Below are 24,613 nucleotides of genomic sequence, written 5' to 3'. Positions count from 1 at the left end.
TCTAGTCGTATAGACGTGTGTATGATCGCTTTGGCACTGAAGGTGGTAAGTCTCGCGAACTCATTACAACTTTGCCGGGTGTCAATTTCATGACAGCACAACTCGAACGCGGTGGCGGCGTCGCCGTTTGGCGACAGATTGCGCAGATTCTCGCCACCGAAATCGGCCAGCGTCGCTATGGCGAAGGGCTGCCTGACGACCGTCTGCCGAGCGAAACCGATCTGGCCCACCGTTTCGGCGTGAACCGCCATACGGTGCGGCGCGCCATTCTCGGTCTGGCCGAGCAGGGGCTCGTGAATGTCGAACATGGCCGTGGCACTTTCGTGCAGGCCGGTGCCATCGACTACGTGATCGGCCGCCGCACGCGCTTCTCCGAAAATCTTTCGCAGCACAACCTCAAGGTCGCGCAGCAGATTCTGTCGGCCCGCAAGGTGAGCGCCGAAGCGAACGTGGCGCAAGCGTTGGAAGTGCGCGCGGGCACGTCGGTGTATCGCGTGGAGCTGGCGCGTCGCAGCCTTGACGATCAGGGCATCGAGTTGCCGCTCGCGTACAGCGAGAACTGGTTTCCGGCGGCACGCTTCCCCGATTTTCCCGACGTCTTTGCACAGTCCACGACGATCAGCGCAACGCTCGCCACTTACGGTGTGACCGATTACACGCGGCGCGAAAGCCGCATCGGCGCGCGCCTGCCCGACGCGGAAATCGCACGGCATCTCGGCATCAACCGGCAGCAACCCGTGTTGAGCGTCGAGAGCACCGACGTGGATGAAAAGGGCAAGCCGATCAAATACGGCATCGCCTATTTCCCCGCCGACCGTATGCAACTTGTGGTGCAGGGAGATGCGGCATGAGCGACGTCTTCGCATCCGTCGGCAACCCGTTACCCGATGCGCCCCAACGTCGCGAAGCACTGGCGTCGCTCGACTTGGCTGTGGCTCGATTTGCCGTGTACTACGTCCCGCCTGCGGGCGCTTGCTGGTGGAACGAGGGCAGCCGTTGGCTGGGGCGTGACGCCATCACGGGCCGGCAACTCAATGCGCCCCAAGTGCCGGGGTTGTCGCGTGCGCTGGCAGACCTCACCGTCGATGCACGCCGCTACGGACTGCACGGCACCCTCAAAGCGCCGATGCGTCTTGCCCCGGGTGTTAAGCCCGACGACCTTTACACCATCGCGCGACAAGTGGCAGCAAGACATACGCCATTCGACCTGCCGCTGACCATCGACGTGGTGGACACCGACAACGGCAAGCGGCCCGGTTTTGTCGCGCTGCGTCCGAAAACGAACGTCGCGGGCGTGCCCGGTGTCGTCAGTGCCGCAGGCGCGGCCGCTGCGAAGCAGATCGATGCGCTTGCTTTCGACTGCGTGGAAGCGTTTGATGGCTTGCGCGCGCTGCCCAGCGAGGCCGAACTGACGCGTCGTCTGGCGCAGCCGCTGACGACGCGTCAGCGCGAATTGCTCGCGCGTTGGGGCTATCCGTACGTGTTCGATGAATTTCGTTTTCACGTCACGCTCACGGATCGTGTCAGCGCTGCCGACGCGACGGCGACGACCGACTGGTGGCACCCGCGTGTGCAGGCGTTGGGACCGATGCGTGTCGACGGTCTTGCGCTGTTCGTGCAGCCCACACCCAAGGCACCGTTCGTGATCGCAGAGCGCTTCACGTTCGGTCAGAACCCAACGGCCAATGCGGCCAATGCGGCTGATCAAGCCGGAGATGCCGAATGAACCGCGCACGGTTGTTCTATGTGATGGGCGCCTCAGGCGCGGGCAAGGACTCCTTGCTGGCCTACGCGCGCGAGCGTATTGGCGGGCAACCCGCCGCAGCCGCGCCCGTCATGTTCGCCCATCGCTACATCACACGGCCGCCGACGGCCGATGGTGAAAACCACGTCGCGCTGTCGTCGGCTGAATTCACCCAGCGGCACGCATTGGGGTGCTTCGCACTCGACTGGGAAAGTCATGGTTGCCGCTACGGCATCGGCGTGGAAATCGACACGTGGCTGGCGGCCGGTGCGAGCGTGGTGATGAACGGCTCGCGCGCGTTTCTCGAGCGCGCGGTGCAACGGTATGGCGAGCGGTTGTCGTTGGTTGAAGTTCAGGTCGACGCGCAGGTGCGCGCGCAACGTCTCGCCAGTCGCGGCCGGGAGTCGGGTGAGGCGCTCGATCAACGCGTTGCCCACCGCGTGCAGTGGACGCCGCCGGACGGCATTCCACTGGCCGTCATCGCCAACAATGGCACGCTGGCGGAGGCGGGCGACGCACTGGTCGCGGTGCTGACGCAGGGGGACGGTGCAGAGGGACGGCGCTGAGGGAAGACCCAGTGACCCATTGAGATGACGGGCGGATGTCAGGCTGACAATCCGGGTTGATGTGGCGTTGTGTGTCGTTATTTTGCAAATTATTGCAAAGTGGGCGAGCTTTGCGTAATCTCACGACATCCACCACGACACCGCCCGTGCCGTTGCAGGCGCGGGCCGCTTTCCGGAGCCCCTCATGGCCACAGTCTTGCCCACTCATGCCCGCGTCGTCATCGTCGGCGGCGGCATCGTCGGATGTTCCGTCGCCTATCACCTCGCGAAACTCGGCTGGACCGACGTCGTGCTGCTCGAACAGGGGCAGTTGTCGTGCGGCACGACTTGGCACGCTGCGGGGCTTGTCGGGCAGTTGCGCTCGCAGGAGAGCATGACGAAGCTCATCCGCTATTCGACCAAGCTGTACAGCGAGCTGGAAGCGGAGACGGGGCTGGGCACGGGCTGGAAGCAATGCGGGTCGTTGTCGGTGGCGCGCACGCCCGAGCGCATGACGCAACTCAAGCGCACGGCCGCCGTGGCGCGGGCGTACGGCGTGCAATGCGACGTGATCTCGCCGCGCGATGCCGGTGAGTTGTGGCCGGTCATGCGCACCGATGACCTCGTGGGCGCCGTATGGCTGCCGGGCGATGGCAAGGCGAATCCGACCGATCTCACGCAAGCCCTCGCACGCGGTGCGCGCAGCCGGGGCGTGCGAATCGCCGAGAACACCCGTATCACCGAAATTCACACGGCGACGCCCAATGGCGTGCGCACGGCCACCGGCGTGTCGTGGCAAAACAAGGACGGCGAGAGCGGTCGCATCGACGCCGAGATCGTCGTCAACTGCGCGGGCCAATGGGCCAAGGCCGTGGGCCGGATGTGCGGCGTCACGGTGCCGTTGCACTCGGCCGAGCACTACTACATCGTGACCGAGCGCATCGCGGGCGTGCATCCCGATCTGCCGGTGATGCGTGACCCCGACGGGTACATCTACTTCAAGGAAGAAGTCGGCGGGCTGGTGATGGGCGGCTTCGAGCCGAATGCCAAGCCGTGGGGCATGAACGGCATTCCCGAGAACTTCGAGTTTCAACTGTTGCCCGACGACTGGGACCAGTTCGAGATCCTCATGGAGAACGCACTGATCCGCGTGCCGGCGCTGGAGACGGCGCAGATTCGCCAGTTCTACAACGGCCCCGAGTCGTTCACGCCGGACAACAACTTCATACTTGGCGAAGCCCCCGAGTTGCGGAATTTCTACGTCGGCGCGGGCTTCAACTCCATGGGTATCGCGTCGGCGGGCGGGGCGGGCATGGCCCTCGCCGAGTGGATTGTCGCGGGCGAGCCGACGATGGATCTGTGGCCGGTGGATATCCGCCGCTTCGCCGGTTTCAACGGCAACGACACGTGGCTGCACGACCGTGTGAAAGAGACGCTCGGCCTGCATTACGCGATGCCGTGGCCGAATCGCGAACTCGACACGGCGCGCCCGTTCCGCCGCTCGCCGCTGTATGGCACGTTGCTCGCCAAGGGCGCGTGCTTCGGCAGCAAGATGGGCTGGGAGCGGCCCAACTTCTTCGCGCCTTCGCCCGAAGAAGCGCGCATCGAGTACAGCTTCGGTCAGCAGAACTGGCATGCGTGGAGCGCGGCCGAGCATCGTGCGTGCCGTGAGGCCGTGGCGCTGTTCGACATGAGCTCGTTCTCGAAGCTGCTTATCAAGGGGCGGGATGCCGAGCGCGTGCTGCAATCGCTGTGCAGCAACGACGTGTCGGTGGGGCCGGGCCGTACGGTCTACACGGGCATGCTCAACGAGCGCGGCGGCTACGAGTCGGACTTCACGCTCACGCGTCTCGCGCCCGATCAGTACCTGATGGTGACCGGCTCGGCACAGACCACCCGCGACATGGATTACGTGGAGCGCCGCATTCCGGCCGACGCGCACTGCACCGTGGTGGACGTGACGGGACAATATTCGGTGCTGGCAGTCATGGGGCCGAATTCGCGCGCCTTGCTCCAGCAAGTGTCCAAGGCCGATTTCTCCAATGAGGCATTTCCGTTCGGCACGAGCCGCGAGATCGATCTCGGCTATGCCACCGTGCGTGCGACGCGCCTGACCTACGTCGGCGAACTCGGTTGGGAGCTTTACGTGCCGGTCGAATTCGCCGTGGGGGTCTACGAGGCGCTGCACGCGGCGGGCAAGGCGTTCGGGTTGCGCGACGCGGGCTATTACGCCATCGACTCGCTGCGCATCGAGAAGGGCTATCGGGCGTGGGGCCGCGAACTGACGCCCGATACCAACCCGGTCGAGGCCGGTCTGACGTTCGCTTGCAAGCTGGCGGGCGACATCGCGTTCACCGGGCGCACGGCGGTCGAACAGGCCCGTGCGCAAGGGGTGCGCCGCAAGCTGGTGAGCGTGGCCCTCGACGGGGCGACCGATCGCATGCTGTGGGGTGGCGAGGCGGTCTTGCGTGACGGCCAGCCTGTGGGCTTCATTTCGTCGGCGGCGTACGGGCATACCATCGATGCGCCGGTGGGGCTCGCGTTCCTCATCAACCCCGACGGTCCGGTGGATGCCGCGTTCGTCGAGGCAGGGCGATATCAAGTGGATCTGGCGGGTGAGTTGCTCGACGCGCGAGTGCAACTGCGGGCCCTGTACGACCCGAAGGGCGAGCGCGTGAAAGCGTGACCCGGGCCTGATTCCGGTCCGATGTCAGTCGGAATCCCCACACGGCACCGGACGTGAATCTCGACTGACACGGGCGGACTCGCTGCCGCTTCTGTAAAATGCCGCTTTTGCCTAGTTTTCGCACCTGTCCGGTGAGGGTGCGTCCGGTCTTCCCGTATGTCTTTTGCATGTATAGCAGCGGCGCGCCGCTTCGACGACGCGGCGCACCTGCCGCTCGTGATCGGTTCGCAGCGTTACGGCTGGATTCGTCGTCGCGACGTCGAGTCGCTGTGCCGGTGGCCCGAGGTCTTTGAAATCAGCTCGCTCGCGGTGCGCATCCATCCGCGTCACGACACGTGTGAAGCCCGCACGGCGGCGCTTGCGCCGGTGATCGAGACGCTGGCGGCCGAGGGCATCATCACCGGCTGGCGCAACGAACGCTACGCCATCCGGCAGCGACTCTACGATGCGCCGCTCGCGTGGATCGAGCGTGCGGCGTCGCGGTTCTTCGGTACACGTACGTTTGCCGTGCACGTGAACGCGTATGTCCCCGCGCGCTTCGCGGGCGAAGCCCCGAAGATGTGGATCGCCCGTCGCAGCGTGCTCAAGGCGACCGACCCCGGCTGTCTGGACAATGCGGCAGCGGGCGGTATCGGCAACGGTATCGGCGTGGGTGACACGCTCGTCAAAGAGTGCTGGGAAGAAGCAGGCATTCCGGCGTATCTGGTGAACGAAGCCCGGCCGGGCCGCACGCTGCATATCCTCGCGGAGATTCCGGAGGGCGTGCAGTCGGAGCAGATTTTCGTCTACGACCTTGCGTTGCCACGAGGCTTCGTGCCGGAGAATCAGGACGGCGAGGCGAGCGCGCATTGGCTGTGTTCTGCCGGTCAGGTGCGCGACGTGATTGCGCGCGGCAAGATGACCGTCGACGCAAGTCTTGCGAGTCTCGACTTTCTGCTGCGTGAAGGTGCGGTGCGCGCGAAGGACTGCGCCGGTATCGACGCCTTGTTCAAACCGGCCGACGAATAATCCGCGGCCCGCTGGCCCAATCAGAATTTCAACACTGCAACGTCATTGCAAGCATTTGCCCAGGAGCAATCATGGCACCGATCGAAAATAGCTACATTCTGAAGTTGTCCTGCCCGGACCGTCCCGGCATCGTCCACGCGGTGGCCGGTTTCCTGGTCGAGCGCGGCGGCAACATTCTCGACTCGGCGCAGTTCAACGATCGCTTCACGGGCGGCTTTTTCATGCGCGTGCACTTCCAGCAACTGCCGGGCGAAACCGATCTGGCTGCGCTGCAACGCGACTTCGCACCGCTCGCCACGCAATACGAAATGCAGTGGGAACTGGTCGACGCGGCGATCAAGCCGCGCGTGATGCTCATGGTCTCGAAGATCGGCCATTGCCTGAACGATCTGCTGTTCCGCTACAAGACCGGTCAGCTCAACATCGAAATCCCGGTGATCGTCTCGAACCACAAGGATTTCTACCAACTGGCCGCCAGCTACAACATTCCGTTCCATCACCTGCCGCTCATGAATTCCACGCCGGAATCGAAGGCCGCGCAGGAAGCGAAGGTGCTTGAACTGGTCAACGACAACAACATCGATCTGGTGGTGCTGGCGCGTTACATGCAGGTGCTCTCCGCCAATCTGTGCAAGCAGCTGGCGGGCCGCGCGATCAATATTCACCACTCGTTCCTGCCGAGCTTCAAGGGCGCGAAGCCGTACTATCAGGCGTTCGATCGTGGCGTGAAGCTGATCGGGGCGACGGCACATTACGTGACGTCCGACCTCGACGAAGGCCCGATCATCGAGCAGGAAGTCGAGCGCGTGGATCACACGATGGACCCGGAGCAACTCACTGCCATCGGCCGCGACGTGGAGTGCGTGGCGCTGGCACGTGCCGTGCGCTATCACGCCGAACACCGCATTCTGCTCAACGGGCACAAGACGGTGATCTTCCGCTAATCGGAAGATGTGATGACATCCTCGACTGGGTGTGCTTGATAGGTGACCAGAAGCGGATAGTCATCGACGGTGAGCATGACGACAAAGAACGGCGTGTCCAGCGTGACGCGATGGTCGGGCGGGTGCCATTCGGCGACCGGTAGATTTTCTTCGCCGAGGGCCGCGCGCACGCCCTCTTCGTTATGAACGAGGAAAAAATCGTGGCTCGGTCGGTCCGTTTGAATAATCTGCGCAAAACGCGGCACAGAGAAGTCGACCGTCGCGGTGCGCAAGCCCAGTAATTCACCCAGCGGTGCCGATGCGGCCAACGCATCGAGCAGCCAGTCCAGCAGGCCGGCATCCGTCAGTGCCTCGCAGGCATGGGGGTCGCGTTGCGCGTAGAGCACGCGTAGACCGCTGGTCGATTCGGCCCCCATCCCCGTCCCTATCCCCATCCCCGAAATCGTGCTGTGCGGATGCAATCGTTTGACGACGAAACGCGGGTCGCCGGCCAAGAGGCCGCTGACCTCCATCCGCTCACCGTCGATCTTCATCATGTCGACGTCGATACGCTCGCCGACGTCCAGCGTGAATGCGAGTCTGCGGGTGTCGAGCGGGTCGAAGGGCGCATCCCACGACGCGGTACCTCGAAGGAAATTGCCCAACTTGTCGACGGAGAGATCGGGGGCTGGGCTAAAGGCCCAATTCGTACCCGGTGCGACGGACGATACGTACTGCCGGATGGCGTCGCACGCTTGCGATTTTCCGCCTCCGGAGGCGGGGGCGGGCGCTGCCGCCTTGCCGCCACCTCCCGACGGGGCGGCTTTGGGAGCGGATGACGGCGGGGGAGAAGGGATACGCATCGTCTCGATTCTCAAGAAGGAGAATCGCCATTCTGCGAAAACGCCGGGCACTGTGCTTTTGGAACAAGTGCCCAGCCTATCAGTTTCAGTCCGTCAACTGCGTTGTGCCAATTCGCTGCCGGCGTCGCGGGCGAGGCGGGCGATCGAGATCGTCGAACTCACTGCAATCAGACCCACCGTCAGGAATGCCCACGGGAAGTCGGCCGAGACGACGTGATCGCGCCCATGCAGATACGACGACGTTTGCAGCACGGCCGCCCCGATGGTGATGCCGAGCGTGAGCGAGACCTGCTGCGCCACGCTTGCCAGACTCGTCGCCTGACTCATGCGGTGTGCGGGCACGTCGGCGTAGGAGATCGCATTCAGGCTGGTGAATTGCAGGGAGCGGAAGCACCCGCCGAACAGCAGCGTGCAGAGAATGACCAGATGCGCGGTTTGATCGGTGAACAGCCCATAGCCGCCGATGGTGGCCGACGCGATGATTGCGTTGGTCATCAGCACACGGCGAAAGCCCCAGCGTTGCAGAATGCGCAGCGAGAGCGTTTTCATGAACATCGCACCCGCGGCCGAGATGAACGTGAGCGCCCCCGACTCCATCGGCGTCATGCCGAAGCCGAGTTGCAGCATCAGCGGCAACAGAAACGGCGTCGCGCCCACGCCGATGCGGAACAGCGTGCCGCCTGCCACACCCGCGCGGAACGTCGGGATGCGGAACAGATCGAGCCGCAGCAGCGGGTGCTCGAGGCCACGCGCGTGGCGTAGATACGACCACAGCAGCATGCCGCCGAAGGCGACGAGCCCGAGCGCGAGCGGCGTCGGAATCAAATGACGGCCAATGGTCGAGAGGCCGAGCATCAGAATCGACAGTCCGAGTCCCGACAGGATGAAGCCCTTCACATCGAGCGGCGGCACGTCCTCTTCGAACAGATCGGGGATGTACTTCGTCGCGAGCACGAAGCCGAGAATGCCGATCGGAATGTTGATGAAGAAGATCCAGCGCCAGTGCCAGTACGTGGTGATGAAACCCCCGAGCGGCGGGCCGAGTACCGGGCCGACTAGCGCGGGAATCGTCAGGTAATTGAGTGCGCGCACCATGTCGCGCTTTTCCACGGATTTGAGCAACGCGAGACGGCCGACCGGCACCATCATGGCGCCGCCCATGCCTTGCACGAAACGTGCAATCACCAGTTCCGGAAGATTGGTCGAAATGCCGCAGCAGATCGAGCCGAATACGAACACCCCGATGGCGAATCGAAACACGTTGCGCGTGCCGAAGCGGTCGGCAATCCAGCCACTGATCGGGATGAAGACAGCGAGACTGATGAGGTAGGTCGTGAGCGCGAGCTTGAGCGTGATCGGACTCTCGCCGAGATCCTTGGCGATCAGCGGCAACGAGGTGGACAACACGGTCGAATCCATGTTCTCCATGAACAGCGCGCAGGCAACAATCAGTGGAACTAGCATGAGGCAGCGGGCTGCCGAAGCGGCAACCGGGTAAGCGTGTGAGGTGCGACGGGTGAGCGCGTGGCGAGGGGCAGACGTAGAGCGCTGGCAAACGTTATAGCAAACTTTGCCGGGCGCCGCGCCGCTTTCGCCGAACGCCAGAAAGCATGCGGGTTTTCAGGCGACGCGGGTCGATTGAGGCCGTTTTGAAGGGCGGAATGCCGTCTTGAGGCGTGATACGCGGTCATGCGGTCACGACGCGAGAAAATCGCGCAGTACGTGAAGGTGCGTCTGGGCGTCACCGTCTTCGAGTTTGTGCGCCGCCGTGAGCAGCGTCACGCGGCCTTGGGGCAACCGCGTGCGCAGTTCGGCAAGCATCGCGTTGTGATCGGCGTCGAGCGTGCTCAGCTCCTCTAGAAAACGCGTACGGAAATCGTTGAACTCCTCGGGATGCTCGTGAAACCACTTGCGCAGGTCTGTACTCGGTGTGACGTCCTTGGCCCAGAAGTCGATCTTGGCTTTCTCTTTGGAGAGCCCGCGCGGCCACAGACGATCGGCCAGCACGCGTTGCCCGTCATCAGGCGACGGCGCGTCGTAGACACGTTTGAAATGGAGGTCGGTGTGCTGATCGCCAGACTTGGCGGCGCGATGGGGTGCGTGTTCCGCAGCGGCCTTCGGAGCGGATTTCATAGCTTTCGGTGACGGCATGGGGGACAGCCTCCGCGAGGGGCACGCGTACGAGCGCAATAGCCGCCAGCTTACCGGAGGATGCCGGACGAGGCGAGCGGCGCGCCCGTACTGCATCGCGCCGCCCTTCCGTTCGGCTGTCCGCCCATCTACCTTGTCGTTTAGAAGCGCCAGTTGAGATTGCCGAACACGGCGTTGTCGGTGACCTGACTGCCGAACTGCCCGGTGTAGCTCACACCTAGCGTGACCGCTTGCCCGACGAAGGCGTCGATGCCGGCCTCGACAATGGCCGCGTCCCGGGCGATGGGCACGCCACCGACCGTGAAGCCGGCGGCGCTATCGACGAAGGCGAGTTGCGCGTCCGGGGTATCCGCGCCAAACGCATGCCGCCATCCGGCCGACAGCCGTAAGCGTCCCAGTGCAGCGGTGCCCGCGCCGGTGCCGAACGGCAAGTCACCCCGTACCCCCAACGTCGAGAACGTGATGCCACGTGTCTGTTCATCGGCATGAAGGTCGGCGGCGCTGCCCGATTCGTTGAAGGCATCGGTACGCACCCACGCATGCGCCATGGCCGCAAAGGGCTCGATGCCGACGCGGCCCAAATCGAATCGCCATGCCGCTTCGCCGAAGACCTGCCACGTCGCGGCGTCATAGCTGGCACGCGCGGTCTGTGCAATGGGGCCGATGGCGACCGCACGCCGTGAACTGATCTGCTGCAACGCATACGAGCCGCCGAGCATGGCGCCAAGGTGCCCGAAGCGCCGGCTGACATACGCGCCCACCAGCGCCCAACGCGAGAGTGCCTGCACTGACGTTGGTTGCGCCGATGTAAGTGTTCTCCCCGTTGAGCGTAAGCGTGGCGCTGCCATTTTTGGTGATGCCGCCCCCACCGAAGACGGCGCCGTTGAGCGTGAGATCGTGCGTGCCGAGCACGTCGAGATTGCCGTTGAGCATGATCCGGTTGCCGAGCGCGGTGGCTTGCGTGGCATCGAGCGATGTTGCATCGGCAAAGGTGACGGTGCCGGTGCCCAGCGCGGTATTGCTGCCGACGAGGATGCCGCCCGCCTGCACGTTCATGCCACCACCGAAGTCGCTGTTACCGGAAAGCGTTTGCACGCCGTTGCCGACTTTGACGAGCTGTCCGCCAGCGCCGTGGATGTCCGAGGCGAGTGTGTTGTCACCGGCAGTGCCGAAACTCAATGTCGCGTGGTCAATCCCTATGACACTGCCGGCCACACCGGTAAGTGTGCTGACGACCTGCGTCGGTCCGGCCACAACATCAAGAACACTTGTCGAGCCGTTGAGACTGACGGCGGCGGAATCGAGCTGCGTTCCGCCGCGCAACGCGAGCCTGCCCGCGTTGATTTGCACCGTGCCTGGCAGCACCAAACCGCCCGAGAGCGTTTGCGTACCGCTGCCTTGTTTGACGATGCCGCCTGCGCCGCTCAACGCGCCGCCGAAATCGCCGTTGTTGCTGCTGTCGAGCGTGATTGTCCGATTGCCGATGCGAAGCGTGCTGCCCGCTACCCCGTTGAGTGCACCGATCGTAGGCGCCGTGGCGGCGCTCACATCGAGCGATGTGCCGGCATTGAGCGTGACATCGGTCGTGTTCAGCAGCGAGCCGCCTGCGCCGAGCACCACCGCCCCGTCGGCGACCGTGAGCATGCCGGCCAGCAGGTTCTCACCCGTGAGCGTTTGCGTGCCCGCGCCTTGTTTGACGACGTTGCCGAACCCCTGAATCGCGGCTGCCAGCGTCTCGTCGCTCGCATCACCGAACGTCAACGTGTTGTGACTGAGTGCCACGACACCGCTCGTACCGGACAGGCTGCCAATGGTTTGATCACCCGCATCGCTCAGATCAAGCGACGCGTTCACACCATCGACCACGACATGTGCCCCTGCCGCAAGACTCCCTGTACGTCCGATGAAGAGCGCACCATCGGTAACGGTCGTGGTACCGGCGTACAACTGCACGCCGTCAAGTCTTGCGGATCCAGCGCCTTGTTTGACGATGCCCCCCGCGCCTGAGATTACGCCGTCGAAGTTCTGCCCGGTGGCGTCGCCGAACGTCAGCGTATTCGCGCCCAGATCGATCTGTGAGTTGGCGACGCCCGAAAGCGCGCCGATGGTGCGCGGTCCATTCGCACTGGAAATATCGAACGTCGCGTTGGTACCGCTCAGCGTGAGTGCGCCGTTCGACGCCAGCGCGCCTGCGCCGCTTAGCGCGAGCGTCCCCGCTTGTACCGTTGTGCCGCCGGTGTACGTGTTCTGACCCGTGAGCGTTTGTGTGCCCATACCGACTTTGACCAGCGATCCCGTGCCCGCGATGTTGCCGCTGAATGTGTCGCTTCCCGCATCGCCGAGTGTCGTCACGACACTGCCGAGATTGACGGTACCCGTCCCGTCGAGGGCGCCGATCGTTTGCGTGCCGTTGCCTGCGGAAAGATCGAGCGTGGCGCCGCTCGCAACGTTGATCGCACCTGCCGCATTCAACGAGGCGCCTGCGCCCAGCGCGAGGGTCCCGGCGTTGATGGTAGTGGGGCCGGTATAGGTATTGGAACCACCTAGTGTGAGCGTCGCGCTGCCCGCTTTGGTGAGTCCGCCGAGCCCGGCGAGCACGCCGTTCAGCGTCACGTCGTTGTTCCCGAGGACAGTCAGCGTGCCGGTCAGATTGATGTTGTTGCCGAGCGTCACCGCTTGCGTACTGTCGAGCGTCGCATTGTTGGCGATGTTCAGCGCGCCCGTGCCGAGTGCGAGATTGTTGCCGACAATCAACCCGCCCGCATTGACCGTCGTGCCACCGGTGAAGTCGCTCGCACCGGTCAGCGTCTGCACGCCTGAACCGGTTTTCACAACGGCACCAGTGCCGTGAAAGACACCGTTGAACGTCTCATCCAATGCATCGCCGAACGTGAGCGTCTGTGTTCCCAATGCGATGGCGCTACCCGTAATGCCGGTGAGCGCGCCCACGGTGGTCGGCCCGGCCGCGCCGATATCGAACACGGTATTCGCCCCCGGCAGCGATAGCGCGTTCGCGGCTTGCAGTGAGCCGCCTGTGCCGAGCGCCAGCGTGCCGCCGGCAATGTCGACGCCGCCGGTAAACGTTTGCGATGCCGTGAGGGTTTGCGTGCCCGTGCCTTGCTTGACGATGCCGCCGGTACCGGTAAGCGCCGCGCCCAGCGTCTGATCGGTAGCATCGCCGAACGTCAGCGTATTGGCACCGAGCGCAATCGACCCTCCACTGCCGGAGAGCGCTCCAACGGTACGATTGCCCGCCGCACTGATGTCGAACACGGCGGTGTTGCTGCCCAGCACGACGTCCCCTTGTGACGCGAGCGACCCGCCAGCCCCTAATGCCAGCGTACCGTCGTTGATGGTCGTCCCGCCTGTCCACGTGCCCGCACCGTCAATGACCAGTTGCGCACTGCCGGTCTTTTGCAGCGCCCCGACACCTGAAACGTCACCGGTCAGCGTCATATCCTGACTGCCGAGAACCGCCGACGTGCCATTCAGTGTGATGTTGTTCGCGATCGTCGCCGCTTGTGTGGTGTCGAGCGTCGTCTGATCGGCCATCGTCAACGTGCCGCTCCCGAGCGCAGCCGCATCGCCCAGTGCCAGACCACCGGAGTTCACCGTCAGGCCGCCGGCGAAGTCACTCGCCCCCGTCAGCGTCTGCACGCCTGCGCCTTGCTTGATGAGCGCGCCCGCGCCGTGAATGCTGCCGTTGAACGTTTGCCCGGTGTTGTCGCCGAAGGTCAACGTGTTCGCGCCGAGTTGCACCTGCGCGGCGCCCCCGCTAAGGGACCCAATGGTTTGCACACCGGCACCACTGATATCGAGCGACGTCGTCTTGTCGCCAAGAATGACCGCACTCTGCGACGACAGGCTGCCACCCTCGGCAACAATCAGCGCGCCGCCTCCGACCACGACGCTGCCGGTAAATGTCTGCTGTCCGGTGAGCGTTTGCGTGCCGGTGCCGAATTTGACGATGCCGCCGCCGTTACCGTTGATCGTGCCATCGAAAATCCGATTCGTGCCATCGCCAAACGACAACGTGTTGTCGCCAAGATTGACGGCACTGCCCGTGGCCCCGAATAACGCGCCGATGGTCTGATTCTCACCATGGCTGATATCGAACGCGGCGCCACCGGCAATTTTCACCGAGTTGCCAGACAACGTGCCGGTCCCGCCGACGGACAACGTGCCCGCATAGATGCTGATGGGGCCGTCGAACGTATTCGGGCCGGCAAGCGTCTGCGTCCCCGTGCCTTGTTTGACGATGCCACCGTTGCCGGTGATGCTGCCGTCGAAGCTTACGTTGTTCCCATCGCCGAACGTCAACCAGGCTTCCCCGAGCGAGACGGTGGAATCCGCCACTCCGGAGAGTGCACCGATGGTCGACGCGCCTAATTGACTGATATCGAACGCCGTCCCCGAGCCGAGCAGCGACACCGCGCCCGTGCTGGCCAGCGAGCCTCCTGCCGCGAGCGCGATACCTCCCGCGTTGATCGTGGTGCCACCGGTGTATGTGTTGCTGCCCGTGAGCGTTTGCGTGTCGCCGTTAGCCTTGATGATGCCGCCCGTGCCGCTGATCACCCCGGCGAAGGTGCCGCTGGAACTGTTGCCGAGCGTGAGGTTGTTGGCCCCGAGCAGGATCCGTGTGTTCGCCACGCCGGACAGACCGGCGATTGTGCGATCGCCGTTGGCATTCGAGATGTCGAACGTTGAGCCCGGCCCCGCGAGCGCGAGCGGCGTTCCCGCCACCTGAAGTGTGCCCGCGCCGGACAAGGTCAACGTGCCCGCGAGGATACTCATGGATCCGCTGAAGGTGTTGACCCCTGTGAGCGTGACTGACTGTGGCCCTTGCTTGATGACGTTGCCACTTCCCGTGATTTGCCCGGTGAGGGTGAGCGGTGCGCTGCCGCCAAACGTGAGCAGTGTGCTGCCACCGCCGACTGAAATCTGATTGGCCAGCGTTAGCGGGGCACTGGCGTCGAGAACCGCGCTCGAGCCCGACGCATGCACGACCCCGCTGCCGAGTGCGGCACTGCTACCCGCGATCAACGTGCCGCTGCTCAGCGATGTGCCGCCGGTGTACGTGTTCGCGCCCGACAGCGTGAGGCTGTCGGTCCCTGTGAGCGACACGCCACCAGCGCCACTGAGAACACCGCTCACAACGAGTGGGTTGCTGCCGGAAACAGTGAGGCCGTTCGCGCCGAGCGTGACGGGCAGCGTCAGGGAGAGACCCGCGTTCGCCGCCTGCATGCCGCCGCCGTTCACGACCAGCGTGCCGGTGCCGAAACTGCCCGGGTCATTGAAGACGGCAAGACCGCCGTTAAGCGTGGTGGATGTGACGGCGAGCGGCCCGTTCAGGGTCCACGTACCGCCGTTGACGGTAGCCTGCGAGAAATTCACGTAACTCGCGCCGTTGAGCGTGCCGGTGCCGATGGCCGTGTTGTTGTTCGCCGAGTTGCTCAGTACCAGCGCGTTGTTGCCGCCTGCACCGCCGTCGACCGTGCCGGTGGCGGCAAATCCGAGATTGAACCCGGTCACGGGGAGGGCCGCGAGACCGGCGCTGCCCCCGTCGTTCAACGTCGATCCTGTGACGGCGGTGAACGTATTCGTACTGCCGCCACCGAGCGAGATGCTGCCGCTGATCGTGCCGTCGTTCGTGAACGAATTGCCGGCGCCCGGTGTGCCGTTGGCCTGAAACGCGATGCGCCCGAGCACCGTCCCCGAGTTGGTGAAGTTGACGGCACCACCGCCATACGCTGCAACAACCGGTGCACTGCCGGTGCCCGTGAGCGATACGCCGAGAATGGGCGACGCACCGAGCGTGCCGCTGTTGTTGATAACCGTGTTGCCACCGGCAGCGTTCTGCACCGCGAGCGCTAGTCCGGTCAGTCCCGGCAGATTGACCCCGAGTAAGCCGACGGTGCCGCGCATGATCGCGTTGTTCGTCACGGTCTGGGTGCTGCCGCCGACATTGCCGTTGCCGATGACCGTCCCGCTGGCGAGCAGACCGAGGCTGCCGAGTACCGAGGGGTCGATCGTGCCGCCGTTGACGAGCGTGACGTTATTGCCCGTGAGCGTCATCGGCGTGCCGCCGATGCCGAGCAGCACGCCGACACCGGCCCCGCTGTTCACGTTGACTGGCAGATTGTTGGCGCCACTCGTGTACGACGGTGCCAGCGGATTGGCGGCACCGATGCATGTGACGACGCCTCCGAACACCGTGCACGTTGCCCACGCGGGGGCGGTGATGGTCGCACTCAGTAAGGCCGCGCAGGCAAGAAACAGTCGGGTGAGCGCAGAGGCTGGCGCGCCGGAGGTTGCTGCCGCGCTACGTCGTCCGCCCCCTCTGGCACGCGATGCCGGTGCCGCCCCGGTGCGTTGGCAGGCCGTCTCCGGTGCGGGGACGACATCGACGCGGCAATGCCGCCAGACCAAACGATAGAGGTGCTTGTTCATCGCGTTCCGATTCCAAAAGGCGTGCGGTGTGGGGACGGGCGGTATGCGCGCGGAAAGCCGGAAAGCGCGACACCCATGGCAGGCGACATTCGGGGGGAGCCGCGATGGCGATGCGCGCCTGAGAGAAGGCGCAAACACCAGCCGGACGCAGCACTAATGCGCGGTTTGTGTGCGGGGCATTCTAGAAAGCGGCAGGGGATAGCGCGCGGCCGTGCCGACGTGACAAGTCGCGGCACGGCATCGCGGCGGTGCCGGGAAACGCTGACGAATCAATACGGTGCGGCGAAGGAGACGACGCCGTTCGGGCGTCGGAAGCGGGGGCTAGATTCGGAGGATTCCCGCTGTGCGAGGCACATGCGTAGGCCCGCAGATGGGACTGACGAACGCCGCACGGGGTGTGGCGGCGCTCGTCAGTGTCACGCGTGAAGCGTAGGTGATGTGAGCCGGGGCGCGACTACGCGGCCTTCGTCAGCGGTGCGACTTGGCGGATATCGAGCGATGTCAGCGTTTGCGCAATCGCCGTGACGACGTTGCGCATCTCGTTGTCGTCGATCGCGCCGATACAGCCCACACGGAACGTCTCCAGTTGGGTGAGCTTGCCCGGATACAGGACGTAACCGCGCTCGCGCACTGCTGCATAAAACGCCTTGAAGTCGTACTTGCTGTCGGTCGGTGCGTGGAACGTGACGATCACGGGTGCCTGCACGTCCGCCGACAGGAACGGCCGGAAGCCGAGCGATGCCATGCCATCGACGAGCGCGCGGCAGTTGCGGCGATACCGCTCGCCGCGCACCGGCTGCCCGCCTTCCGCGAGAAACTGATCGACGGCGGCACGCAAGGCCGCGACAACGTGCGTCGGCGGCGTGAAGCGCCATTGCGTGGTTTTCTGCATGTACGCGTACTGGTCGTGCAGATCCATCGCCAGCGAGTGACTGTTGCCTGCGGACGCCTCCAGCACGGTCTTCTTCACGATCACGAAGCCCATGCCCGGCACGCCTTCGAGGCACTTGCCGCTGGCGGCGATCAGCGCGTCGAACGGCATCGTGCGTACGTCGATCTCCACGGCGCCGAACGAACTCATCGCGTCGACGATGAGCCCCTTGCCGTGCTTCTGGCACACGCGGGCGATATCGGCGAGCGGGTTGAGCACACCGGCACCGGTCTCCAGATGCACCTGCGCCACGTGTGTGATCGACGGATCGCGCGTGAGCGCTTCGTCGATGGCAGCGGCGCTCGCGGCCTGATCTTCGGCAATGGGCAGCGCCACGGCATCGCGGCCGAGATAGCGGCAGATCTTCAGAATGCGCTGGCAATAGGCACCGTTATCGGGCACCAGAATCCGCGCATTGCGCGGCGTGAGCGTGCCGATGGCCGCTTCGACCGAGAACGTGCCCGAGCCTTGCAGCGGCACGCACGCGTAGTCGTTGCCGCCATGCACGATATCGACGAGATCGCGGCACAGCGAAGCGGTGATCTGGTTGAACTGGGTGTCCCACGAGCCCCAGTCGCGCAGCATGGCCTGTCGGGTCGCCGGCGACGTGGTGAGCGGGCCGGGGGTAAGCAGAATCGGTTCCTGACCGAGAATCATGACCGCCTCCTATTGAGCGGGGGAATCAAACGAGAATCAAACAAGAGAGAAGCAACTTGGGAAGCACCGGCGCACGCCAACCTGCGGACACAGGACATGGGTGCGCCGCCTTTCAATCACCTTTCAATGACCTTTGCGAGAAAGCGCCGTCGGACGCCGCCACGCCTGCGTGTAACGCTCCACCACGAGTTGAATGCCGTGATAAAGCAGGCACGCGAGCATCGACGTGAGCACCACCAGCGTGGCCATGGCCGCGGCGGGCCCGATCGAGCCGGTTTCGTCCATGTTGACGATGGCGACCGACGCGAGCGAGGTGTCGGCCGAATACAGGAAGACCACGGCAGACACGGTGGTCATCGCGTTGACGAACAGATAGCGGCTGATGTCGATGATCGACGGCAGGCAGATCGGCGCCGACACGCGCCAGAACGTGCGATAGAAGGGCACCTTCAACGAGGCCGACACGTACTCGAATTCCGGATCGATCTGCTTGAGCGCCGTCACTGCCGTGAGATGACTCGACGAGTAGTAGTGCACGACGTTGACGATCACGAGAATCGCCAGCGAACCGTACAAGCCGTGCAACGGGTTGCCTTCCGGCACGAAGAAGAAGATGTAGCCCAGACCCAGCACCAGACCGGGCACGCCCATCGGCAGCACGGCCATCATGCGGATGAAACCGCGCACCCATGTAAGGCCCTTGGTCTTCTCCAGCAGATAGGCAATGACGAAGATCACCGCCGTGCCCCAGATCGCGCACCAGAACGCCATCTGCACGCTGTTGATGTAGGCATCGACGGCGCCGCTTTCCACCAGCCCGAAACGATAGTGGCCGAGCGAGAGGCTGAAGTTGTACGGCCAGAATTTCACGAACGAGGCGTAGACCGCCATGCCGAGAATCGCGAGCATGATGGCCGCCATGCCCCAGCAAAGCACCGCCATCGTCCAGTCGAAACCGCGTGAGGGCTTGGGCACGTAAGGCACCGCACGCGCCGAGAGCAGCGCCTGCTGCTTGCGCTGCACGACCGAGTCGACCAGATAGGTGATGCCCACGGGCACGAGCAGCACCAGCCCGACGACGGCACCCTTCGAGAAGTCCTGCTGTCCGATCACGAGTTTGTAGATATCGGTGGCGAGCACGTTGAAGTCGCCGCCGATCACCTTGGGAATCCCGAAGTCCGAAATCGCGTAAGTGAAGACGATCATTGCGGCGCTGATCACGCCGTATTTCGCCCCGGGCAGCGTGATCGTGAAGAACCGTCGCAGCACCGGCGTGCCGAGCGCGTCGGCCGCTTCGTAGAGCCGCGCGTCAGTGAGCGAGAGCGCCGTGATCATGATCATCAGCGCGTGCGGGAACGTGGCGTTCACGAGCGACATCACGATGCCGAGCGGCCCGTAGATATCGATGTCTCCCATGAAGGGCCGCAACACGCCCTGATTACCGAACCAGAAGATGAACGAAATGGCGGGCAGCAGCGTAGGCCCGAGAATCGGGATGAGTGCGATATTGCGCAGCAGCGTCTTGCCGCGAATACAACTGCGCGTGAGCGCGTAGGCAAAGATGAACGCCAGCGGCACCGTGATGCCGGTGGTCACGATCGAAATCCACACGCTGTTCCAGATCGATCCGAACAGCGCGGGCGAGTGGAAGTACTCGCGGAAGTGCCGCAAGCCGACGAAGTGGCCGTCGTTGTCCTGCACGCTCTTGATGAGAATGGCGGCCATCGGCGCGAGCAGAAAGAGCACGCCTGCGGCGGCGGCCACCAGCAACAGGGCCTGCGCGAGCCGGTCCGTCCAGTGCGATGCGAGACGTGCGGGGCGCAACGTCGAGGGCGGCGCGCTGCCCGCCGGTCCGGCATGTGAGGCGGGTGCCGCATGAGAAGTCTGGGCGGAGAGCGGCGCGGCCGCTTGCCCCGGCGAAGTCGCAGTCAGTGTCGACGGTAAGGAGCTCATCGTGGCATCACCCCTGACGGAAGACGCGCACGGCGGCGCGCGGCACGGCAAAGCGCAGGGCGCTGCCGGCGGCCGGTTGCAGGGCCTGCATGTCGGCAGGCGAGAGGTCGGCATAGAGCGCGTGCTCGCATGCCTGCATGCGCAGGGTCACCCGCGAGAAGGCACCGAGAAACTCAATCTTCTCCACGGCACCGTCGAAGACGTTCGCCTCGTCGTCGAGGTCGTCGAGATCGCGCACCCGCACGTCTTCGGGGCGGAAGAACACGCGAATGTCTTCACCGGTACGGCAGCCGTTGAGCGTGCCACAGGTCAGTTCGTAACGGCCGACCTGCACGCGTCCGGCGTCACCGAGGCGGGCGGGCAGGATGTTGGTTTTACCGACGAAATCGGCGACGAACGGCGTGGCGGGGTGCTGATAGATATCGCCCGGCGTGCCGACCTGCTCGATCACGCCGTGGTTCATCACCACGATGCGATCAGCCATCGACAAGGCCTCTTCCTGATCGTGCGTAACGAGAATCGTCGTGATGCCCAGCCGCTGTTGCAACGCGCGTATCTCGCTGCGCAAGCGCACCCGCACACGGGCGTCGAGTGCCGAGAGCGGTTCGTCCAGCAGCAACAGGCCCGGTGATGTCGCCAACGCACGGGCGATGGCGATGCGTTGTTGTTGCCCGCCGGAGAGTTGTCCGGGGAATTTTTTACCCGCGTCGGGCAAGCCGACCATCTCGAGCAACTCGGCGACGCGCTGGTCGCGCTCGGCGCGCGGCACACGGCGGTTGGTCAGGCCGTAGGCGACGTTTTGCGCCACGCTCAGATTCGGAAACAGCGCGTACGACTGGAACACGATGCCGTAGTCGCGCTGCATGGGCGGCAAGGTGGAAATGTCGCGGCCGTTCTGCGAGACCTTGCCATGGGTTTGCGCTTCGAGCCCGGCGATGATGCGCAGCAAGGTTGTCTTGCCACAGCCTGACGGGCCGAGAAAACAGAGCATCTCGCCGCGCCGCACGGTGAGATTGATGTCACCCAGCACTACGGTGTTGTCGAACCGTTTGTGGATGCCGGCGAGGCTCAGATACGTGTCGTCGCTCATTCGGGGGACCTCCTGCGATGTCCATTACGTCCATTGCTGCTTGTGTCGCGAGGCGGCGCGCGGTGCGCTTGGCGGTGGCAGTGCCGGGTGAAACACGTTGCCCCCGGCACTTGCCATCTGCCGCAAACGCAGCGCTACCTCAGCACTGCGCGGTCGATGCCGCGCTCGTCACTTCTTCTCCGACTTCGCGCCGTATCGTTTCTGCCACTCGGAGAGTACCGATTCGCGGCTCTTGGCAATTTCCGTGAAATCGTTCTTCACGAGCATGTCGGGGTAGTTGGCGGGAATCGTGTCGAACTTCTTCGCCACGCCCGGATACGCCACGATGGCCCAGTCCTTCGCGTACATCTCGTTGGCTTCCTTGCTGGCCAGCCAGTCCATGTAGCGCTTCGCAGCGTCCATCTTCTTGGTGGTCTTCACGATGCCCGCGGCTTCGATGTCGTAACCCAGCCCTTCCTTCGGAAACACCAGATCGATCGGCGCGCCGGCGGCCTTGGTGCGATGGGCGTTGAATTCGAACGAGATGCCGATCGGGTACTCGCCTGCGCCTGCGTCGCGACAGGGCTTCGAGCCCGAGTGCGTGTACTTGACGATGTTCTTGTCGAGCGCGTCCATGTACTTCCAGCCGCCCTCTTTGCCGAACATCTGGAGCCACGCCGTCACATCGAGAAAGCCGGTGCCCGAGGTGGCCGGGTTCGGCATCACGATCATGCCCTTGTAGATGGGCTTGGCCAGGTCTTCCCACGACGTGGGCTTCGGCAGGTTGCGCTTGGCCGCTTCCACCGTGTTGAAGCACACCGTCGCGCCCCACACGTCGAGCCCGATCCACGACGGCGGCGTGGCCTTGTCGCTATAGGCCCGCGTGAGCTGGTCGAAACCCTTGGGCGAATACGGCGTGAGCAGGCCTTCCTGCTTGATCAGTTCCAGACTCGATGCGGCGAGCCCCGCGATCACGTCCGCCTGCGGGTTGGCTTTCTCGGCGAGCACCTTGGCGGTGACCACACCGGTGGAATCGCGCACGTACTTGATGTCGATATCGGGGTTCGCTTTCTGGAAGGCCTCGGCGTACGGCCGCATGACTTCGACCTCCCACGCTGTGTAGACAGTCAACGTGGTCTTGGCGAGGGCGTGGCCGGCCTGAGCGGCACAGACAAGGCCGGTGGCTAAGGCGGCGGCAGCACGCAGGGCGCGGCGCATCGGTTGGTTCATGAATGGCTCCTGTGGGTCGGGCAAAAGCGCCTTCTATGAGGCGATGTGTTGCATATTATTGGCAAATTATGTCTTTTTCTTGAAACTCTTTGCATTTGTCATCTGCTCGTCAAATACCTCCAATAGTATGGAAATCATTGATTCAGATAGAGTTTTGTCACTGCCTTCACCAACTCACCCCGACCGTGTTGCCAAATTTGCCTGCGATGTCGGATGTGTTTTGTTGACAATCTACAAAGTGCTGTGCTTGAATGTCAAGCAACAAAAATAATCACGCAATGCCACAAATTGCCTCGCGTGATTGCTGAATGTTCGCATCAGAGTTCAGAGATAAGGAAGACGGTATGACCCCTAAGCCCACTTCGGCCACGGCCATCGAGCTGCTGCAAAGCCAGTCGCTCACCACGCTCGTGCAGCACGAAATCGAGCGCCAGATCATGGCCGGCACGCTCACGCCCGGGACCAAGCTCAACGAGATTGAAGTGGCGGGACGTCTTGGCGTGTCACGTGGCCCGGTGCGCGAGGCGTTTCGCGCGCTCGAAGAAGCGGGTCTGCTGCGCACCGAAAAGAATCGCGGCGTGTTCGTGCGGGTGATCTCGCTCGAAGAGGCCGAAGAGATCTACACCCTGCGTGGCGTGCTCGACGAGTACGTGGGCCGCACGCTGGCCGAAGTCATCACGTCGGAGCAGCTCACGCGTCTGCGCGAGTCGGTCGAAGCGATGCATCAGGCGGTGGAAGCGGGGGACAGCGAGGCGTACTACCAGTTGAACCTCGCGTTTCACGACACGCTCGTCGAGATGGTCGGCAATCGCAAGTTGCTTGAGACCTACCGCCGGCTGGTGAAGGAATTGAGTCTGTTCCGCCATGAAGCGCTGACGGCCGATACCTCGGCACCGCCGAAGTCGGAACGTGAGCACCGCGACATCGTGAGCGCTATCGCCTCGCGCGATCCGGCGCGCGCCGCTCAGGTCATTCGCGAGCACTTGTCGCGCGGCCAGGCGCGCATTCGCGAAGCGCTGGCGCGTGCGCCCGGCGCGGCGCCGGCGCAGGCGAAGGCCGGCTAATTAAACATTGATGTGATCGAACGAATTGCCCTTGAGGAGACCGACGTGAACCAGCCCGTGCAGATCCAAGTGAATGGCCGCCAGTACCGGCTGCCGCAACAGCCCACCGTCATCGTGTGTGTCGACGGTTGCCAGTTCGAATATCTCGAAGCGGCCGCCAACGCCGGCGTCGCGCCGTACCTCAAACACCTGCTCGCCGATGGCGCGGTGTTTCAGGGCGACTGCGTGGTGCCGTCGTTCACCAACCCGAACAATCTGTCCATCGTGACCGGCGCCCCCCCGGCCGTGCATGGCATCTGCGGCAACTACTTCTACGACCCGGCCGCCGACGGTGGCAAGGGCGCCGAAGTCATGATGAACGACCCCGCCTACCTGCGCGCCGGGACGGTGCTGGCAGCTGCGGCGGACGCCGGTGCCAAGGTGGCCGTCGTCACCGCCAAAGACAAGCTGCGCAAGCTGCTCGGCCACCGCATGACGGGCATCTGCTTCTCGTCTGAGAAGGCCGATCAGGTCACGCTCGCCGAGAATGGCATCGAAGACGTGCTGGGTCTCGTCGGCATGCCGGTGCCTGACGTCTACAGTGCAGAACTCTCTGAGTTTGTGTTCGCAGCCGGTGTGCGCTTGCTGGAAACGCGCCACGTCGACCTGATGTACCTGTCGACCACCGACTACGTGCAGCACAAGTGGGCCCCGGGCACCGAAGGCGCCAACGCCTTCTACGCGATGATGGACAAGTACCTGCGCCGCATGGACGAACTCGGTGCGGTCATCGGCCTGACCGCCGATCACGGCATGAACGCCAAGCACGATCCGAAGACCGGCCAGCCCAACGTGATCTATTTGCAGGACTTGCTCGACGACTGGCTCGGCAAGGGCGTGGCCGAAGGCGGGGCACGCGTGATTCTGCCGATCACCGATCCGTACGTTGTTCACCACGGCGCGCTCGGTTCGTTCGCCACCATCTACCTGCCGCGCGATATCGACCGCGATGCCATGCGCAAGCGCATCGCTGCGTTGCCGGGTCTCGAAGTGGTACTGACCAACGCCGAAGCCTGTGCGCGCTTCGAACTGCCGCCCGATCGTGTGGGCGATCTCGTGGTCGTGAGCGATCAGTCGGTGGTGCTCGGCACGAGCGCCAGCCGTCACGATCTGACCGGGCTGACGGTGCCGCTGCGCTCGCATGGCGGTATCTCCGAACAGACCGTGCCGCTGCTTTTCAATCGCAAGACCGAAGGCATTCCGGGCAAGGCGCGACTGCGCAACTTCGACATTCTCGACGTCGCGCTGAATCACGTCTGAAATCACATCTGACCCGAAGCTGAACTACGCCGGCACCCCG

At 64.0% G+C, this 24,613-nt stretch carries 17 protein-coding genes; 8 read left to right on the top strand and 9 right to left on the bottom strand.

Annotated features, from left to right (window positions below):
* Positions 1 to 89: 89 nt before the first annotated feature.
* The 6 genes from phnF to purU all read left to right on the top strand — a co-directional run bounded on the left by phnF (position 90) and on the right by purU (position 6,927).
* Positions 90 to 851 carry a phosphonate metabolism transcriptional regulator PhnF gene (phnF, locus tag CDV44_RS19660; protein ID WP_087689858.1) on the top strand — a complete coding sequence of 254 codons (762 nt, stop codon included), beginning with the start codon at positions 90 to 92 and terminating at the stop codon, positions 849 to 851.
* Positions 848 to 1,726, top strand: coding sequence for a DUF1045 domain-containing protein (locus tag CDV44_RS19655; protein ID WP_087689856.1), 879 nt, complete (start codon positions 848 to 850; stop codon positions 1,724 to 1,726). Before phnF ends, CDV44_RS19655 begins: the two co-directional genes overlap by 4 nt.
* Positions 1,723 to 2,310, top strand: coding sequence for a phosphonate metabolism protein/1,5-bisphosphokinase (PRPP-forming) PhnN (gene phnN / locus CDV44_RS19650; protein WP_087689854.1), 588 nt, complete (start codon positions 1,723 to 1,725; stop codon positions 2,308 to 2,310). Before CDV44_RS19655 ends, phnN begins: the two co-directional genes overlap by 4 nt.
* Positions 2,311 to 2,494: 184 nt before the next feature.
* Positions 2,495 to 4,975 (top strand): FAD-dependent oxidoreductase, encoded by a 2,481-nt coding sequence (locus tag CDV44_RS19645; protein ID WP_087689852.1) that lies wholly within the window; start codon positions 2,495 to 2,497, stop codon positions 4,973 to 4,975.
* 156 nt (positions 4,976 to 5,131) lie between these two features.
* Positions 5,132 to 5,983 carry an NUDIX hydrolase family protein gene (locus CDV44_RS19640; RefSeq protein ID WP_087689850.1) on the top strand — a complete coding sequence of 284 codons (852 nt, stop codon included), beginning with the start codon at positions 5,132 to 5,134 and terminating at the stop codon, positions 5,981 to 5,983.
* Positions 5,984 to 6,054: 71 nt separating this feature from the next.
* Positions 6,055 to 6,927: a formyltetrahydrofolate deformylase gene (purU, locus tag CDV44_RS19635; protein ID WP_087689848.1), complete on the top strand. Its 873-nt coding sequence runs from the start codon at positions 6,055 to 6,057 to the stop codon at positions 6,925 to 6,927.
* Here purU and CDV44_RS19630 read toward each other — a convergent pair.
* The 9 genes from CDV44_RS19630 to CDV44_RS19590 all read right to left on the bottom strand — a co-directional run bounded on the left by CDV44_RS19630 (position 6,924) and on the right by CDV44_RS19590 (position 22,210).
* Positions 6,924 to 7,571 carry a hypothetical protein gene (locus tag CDV44_RS19630; RefSeq protein WP_087689846.1) on the bottom strand — a complete coding sequence of 216 codons (648 nt, stop codon included), beginning with the start codon at positions 7,569 to 7,571 and terminating at the stop codon, positions 6,924 to 6,926. The genes purU and CDV44_RS19630 overlap by 4 nt on opposite strands.
* Before the next feature lie 291 nt (positions 7,572 to 7,862).
* Positions 7,863 to 9,233 (bottom strand): MFS transporter, encoded by a 1,371-nt coding sequence (locus CDV44_RS19625; protein ID WP_087689844.1) that lies wholly within the window; start codon positions 9,231 to 9,233, stop codon positions 7,863 to 7,865.
* Between the two features lie 231 nt (positions 9,234 to 9,464).
* Positions 9,465 to 9,902: a DUF488 domain-containing protein gene (locus CDV44_RS19620; RefSeq protein WP_087689842.1), complete on the bottom strand. Its 438-nt coding sequence runs from the start codon at positions 9,900 to 9,902 to the stop codon at positions 9,465 to 9,467.
* Between the two features lie 158 nt (positions 9,903 to 10,060).
* Positions 10,061 to 10,639, bottom strand: a complete 579-nt coding sequence (locus CDV44_RS19615) for an autotransporter outer membrane beta-barrel domain-containing protein (RefSeq protein ID WP_170936031.1) — start codon at positions 10,637 to 10,639, stop codon at positions 10,061 to 10,063.
* Positions 10,548 to 16,370 (bottom strand): autotransporter-associated beta strand repeat-containing protein, encoded by a 5,823-nt coding sequence (locus tag CDV44_RS19610; RefSeq protein ID WP_087689838.1) that lies wholly within the window; start codon positions 16,368 to 16,370, stop codon positions 10,548 to 10,550. The genes CDV44_RS19615 and CDV44_RS19610 overlap by 92 nt, the downstream gene beginning before the upstream one ends.
* Before the next feature lie 454 nt (positions 16,371 to 16,824).
* Positions 16,825 to 17,958: a 2-aminoethylphosphonate--pyruvate transaminase gene (locus tag CDV44_RS19605; RefSeq protein WP_087689836.1), complete on the bottom strand. Its 1,134-nt coding sequence runs from the start codon at positions 17,956 to 17,958 to the stop codon at positions 16,825 to 16,827.
* 123 nt (positions 17,959 to 18,081) lie between these two features.
* Entirely contained in the window at positions 18,082 to 19,911 is a 1,830-nt protein-coding gene (locus CDV44_RS19600; RefSeq protein ID WP_087689834.1) for a putative 2-aminoethylphosphonate ABC transporter permease subunit, read from the bottom strand.
* Between the two features lie 7 nt (positions 19,912 to 19,918).
* Positions 19,919 to 21,001, bottom strand: a complete 1,083-nt coding sequence (locus tag CDV44_RS19595) for a putative 2-aminoethylphosphonate ABC transporter ATP-binding protein (protein WP_087689832.1) — start codon at positions 20,999 to 21,001, stop codon at positions 19,919 to 19,921.
* 168 nt (positions 21,002 to 21,169) lie between these two features.
* Positions 21,170 to 22,210, bottom strand: coding sequence for a putative 2-aminoethylphosphonate ABC transporter substrate-binding protein (locus CDV44_RS19590; RefSeq protein WP_087689831.1), 1,041 nt, complete (start codon positions 22,208 to 22,210; stop codon positions 21,170 to 21,172).
* A gap of 344 nt (positions 22,211 to 22,554) precedes the next feature.
* Between CDV44_RS19590 and CDV44_RS19585 the strand changes: the two genes are divergently transcribed.
* Positions 22,555 to 23,274, top strand: a complete 720-nt coding sequence (locus CDV44_RS19585) for a phosphonate utilization associated transcriptional regulator (RefSeq protein WP_087689829.1) — start codon at positions 22,555 to 22,557, stop codon at positions 23,272 to 23,274.
* Positions 23,275 to 23,319: 45 nt separating this feature from the next.
* Entirely contained in the window at positions 23,320 to 24,573 is a 1,254-nt protein-coding gene (phnA, locus tag CDV44_RS19580) for a phosphonoacetate hydrolase (protein WP_087689827.1), read from the top strand.
* Positions 24,574 to 24,613: the final 40 nt, after the last annotated feature.

The organism is Pandoraea sp. PE-S2R-1, from assembly GCF_002179865.1.
Classification (GTDB): Bacteria; Pseudomonadota; Gammaproteobacteria; order Burkholderiales; family Burkholderiaceae; genus Pandoraea.
Note: the sequence above shows the minus strand (reverse complement) of the source record. Positions and strands in the feature narration are given on the sequence as shown.

Coding starts and splice junctions, on each gene's coding strand:
- CDV44_RS19645 (WP_087689852.1), top strand. CDS start 2,495: ATGGCCACAGTCTTGCCCACTCATGCCCGCGTCGTCATCGTCGGCGGC.
- phnN (WP_087689854.1), top strand. CDS start 1,723: ATGAACCGCGCACGGTTGTTCTATGTGATGGGCGCCTCAGGCGCGGGC.
- CDV44_RS19655 (WP_087689856.1), top strand. CDS start 848: ATGAGCGACGTCTTCGCATCCGTCGGCAACCCGTTACCCGATGCGCCC.
- phnF (WP_087689858.1), top strand. CDS start 90: ATGACAGCACAACTCGAACGCGGTGGCGGCGTCGCCGTTTGGCGACAG.
- CDV44_RS19620 (WP_087689842.1), bottom strand. CDS start 9,902: ATGAAATCCGCTCCGAAGGCCGCTGCGGAACACGCACCCCATCGCGCC.
- purU (WP_087689848.1), top strand. CDS start 6,055: ATGGCACCGATCGAAAATAGCTACATTCTGAAGTTGTCCTGCCCGGAC.
- CDV44_RS19590 (WP_087689831.1), bottom strand. CDS start 22,210: ATGAACCAACCGATGCGCCGCGCCCTGCGTGCTGCCGCCGCCTTAGCC.
- CDV44_RS19595 (WP_087689832.1), bottom strand. CDS start 21,001: ATGAGCGACGACACGTATCTGAGCCTCGCCGGCATCCACAAACGGTTC.
- CDV44_RS19605 (WP_087689836.1), bottom strand. CDS start 17,958: ATGATTCTCGGTCAGGAACCGATTCTGCTTACCCCCGGCCCGCTCACC.
- CDV44_RS19625 (WP_087689844.1), bottom strand. CDS start 9,233: ATGCTAGTTCCACTGATTGTTGCCTGCGCGCTGTTCATGGAGAACATG.
- CDV44_RS19640 (WP_087689850.1), top strand. CDS start 5,132: ATGTCTTTTGCATGTATAGCAGCGGCGCGCCGCTTCGACGACGCGGCG.
- CDV44_RS19585 (WP_087689829.1), top strand. CDS start 22,555: ATGACCCCTAAGCCCACTTCGGCCACGGCCATCGAGCTGCTGCAAAGC.
- CDV44_RS19610 (WP_087689838.1), bottom strand. CDS start 16,370: ATGAACAAGCACCTCTATCGTTTGGTCTGGCGGCATTGCCGCGTCGAT.
- CDV44_RS19600 (WP_087689834.1), bottom strand. CDS start 19,911: ATGAGCTCCTTACCGTCGACACTGACTGCGACTTCGCCGGGGCAAGCG.
- CDV44_RS19615 (WP_170936031.1), bottom strand. CDS start 10,639: ATGCTCGGCGGCTCGTATGCGTTGCAGCAGATCAGTTCACGGCGTGCG.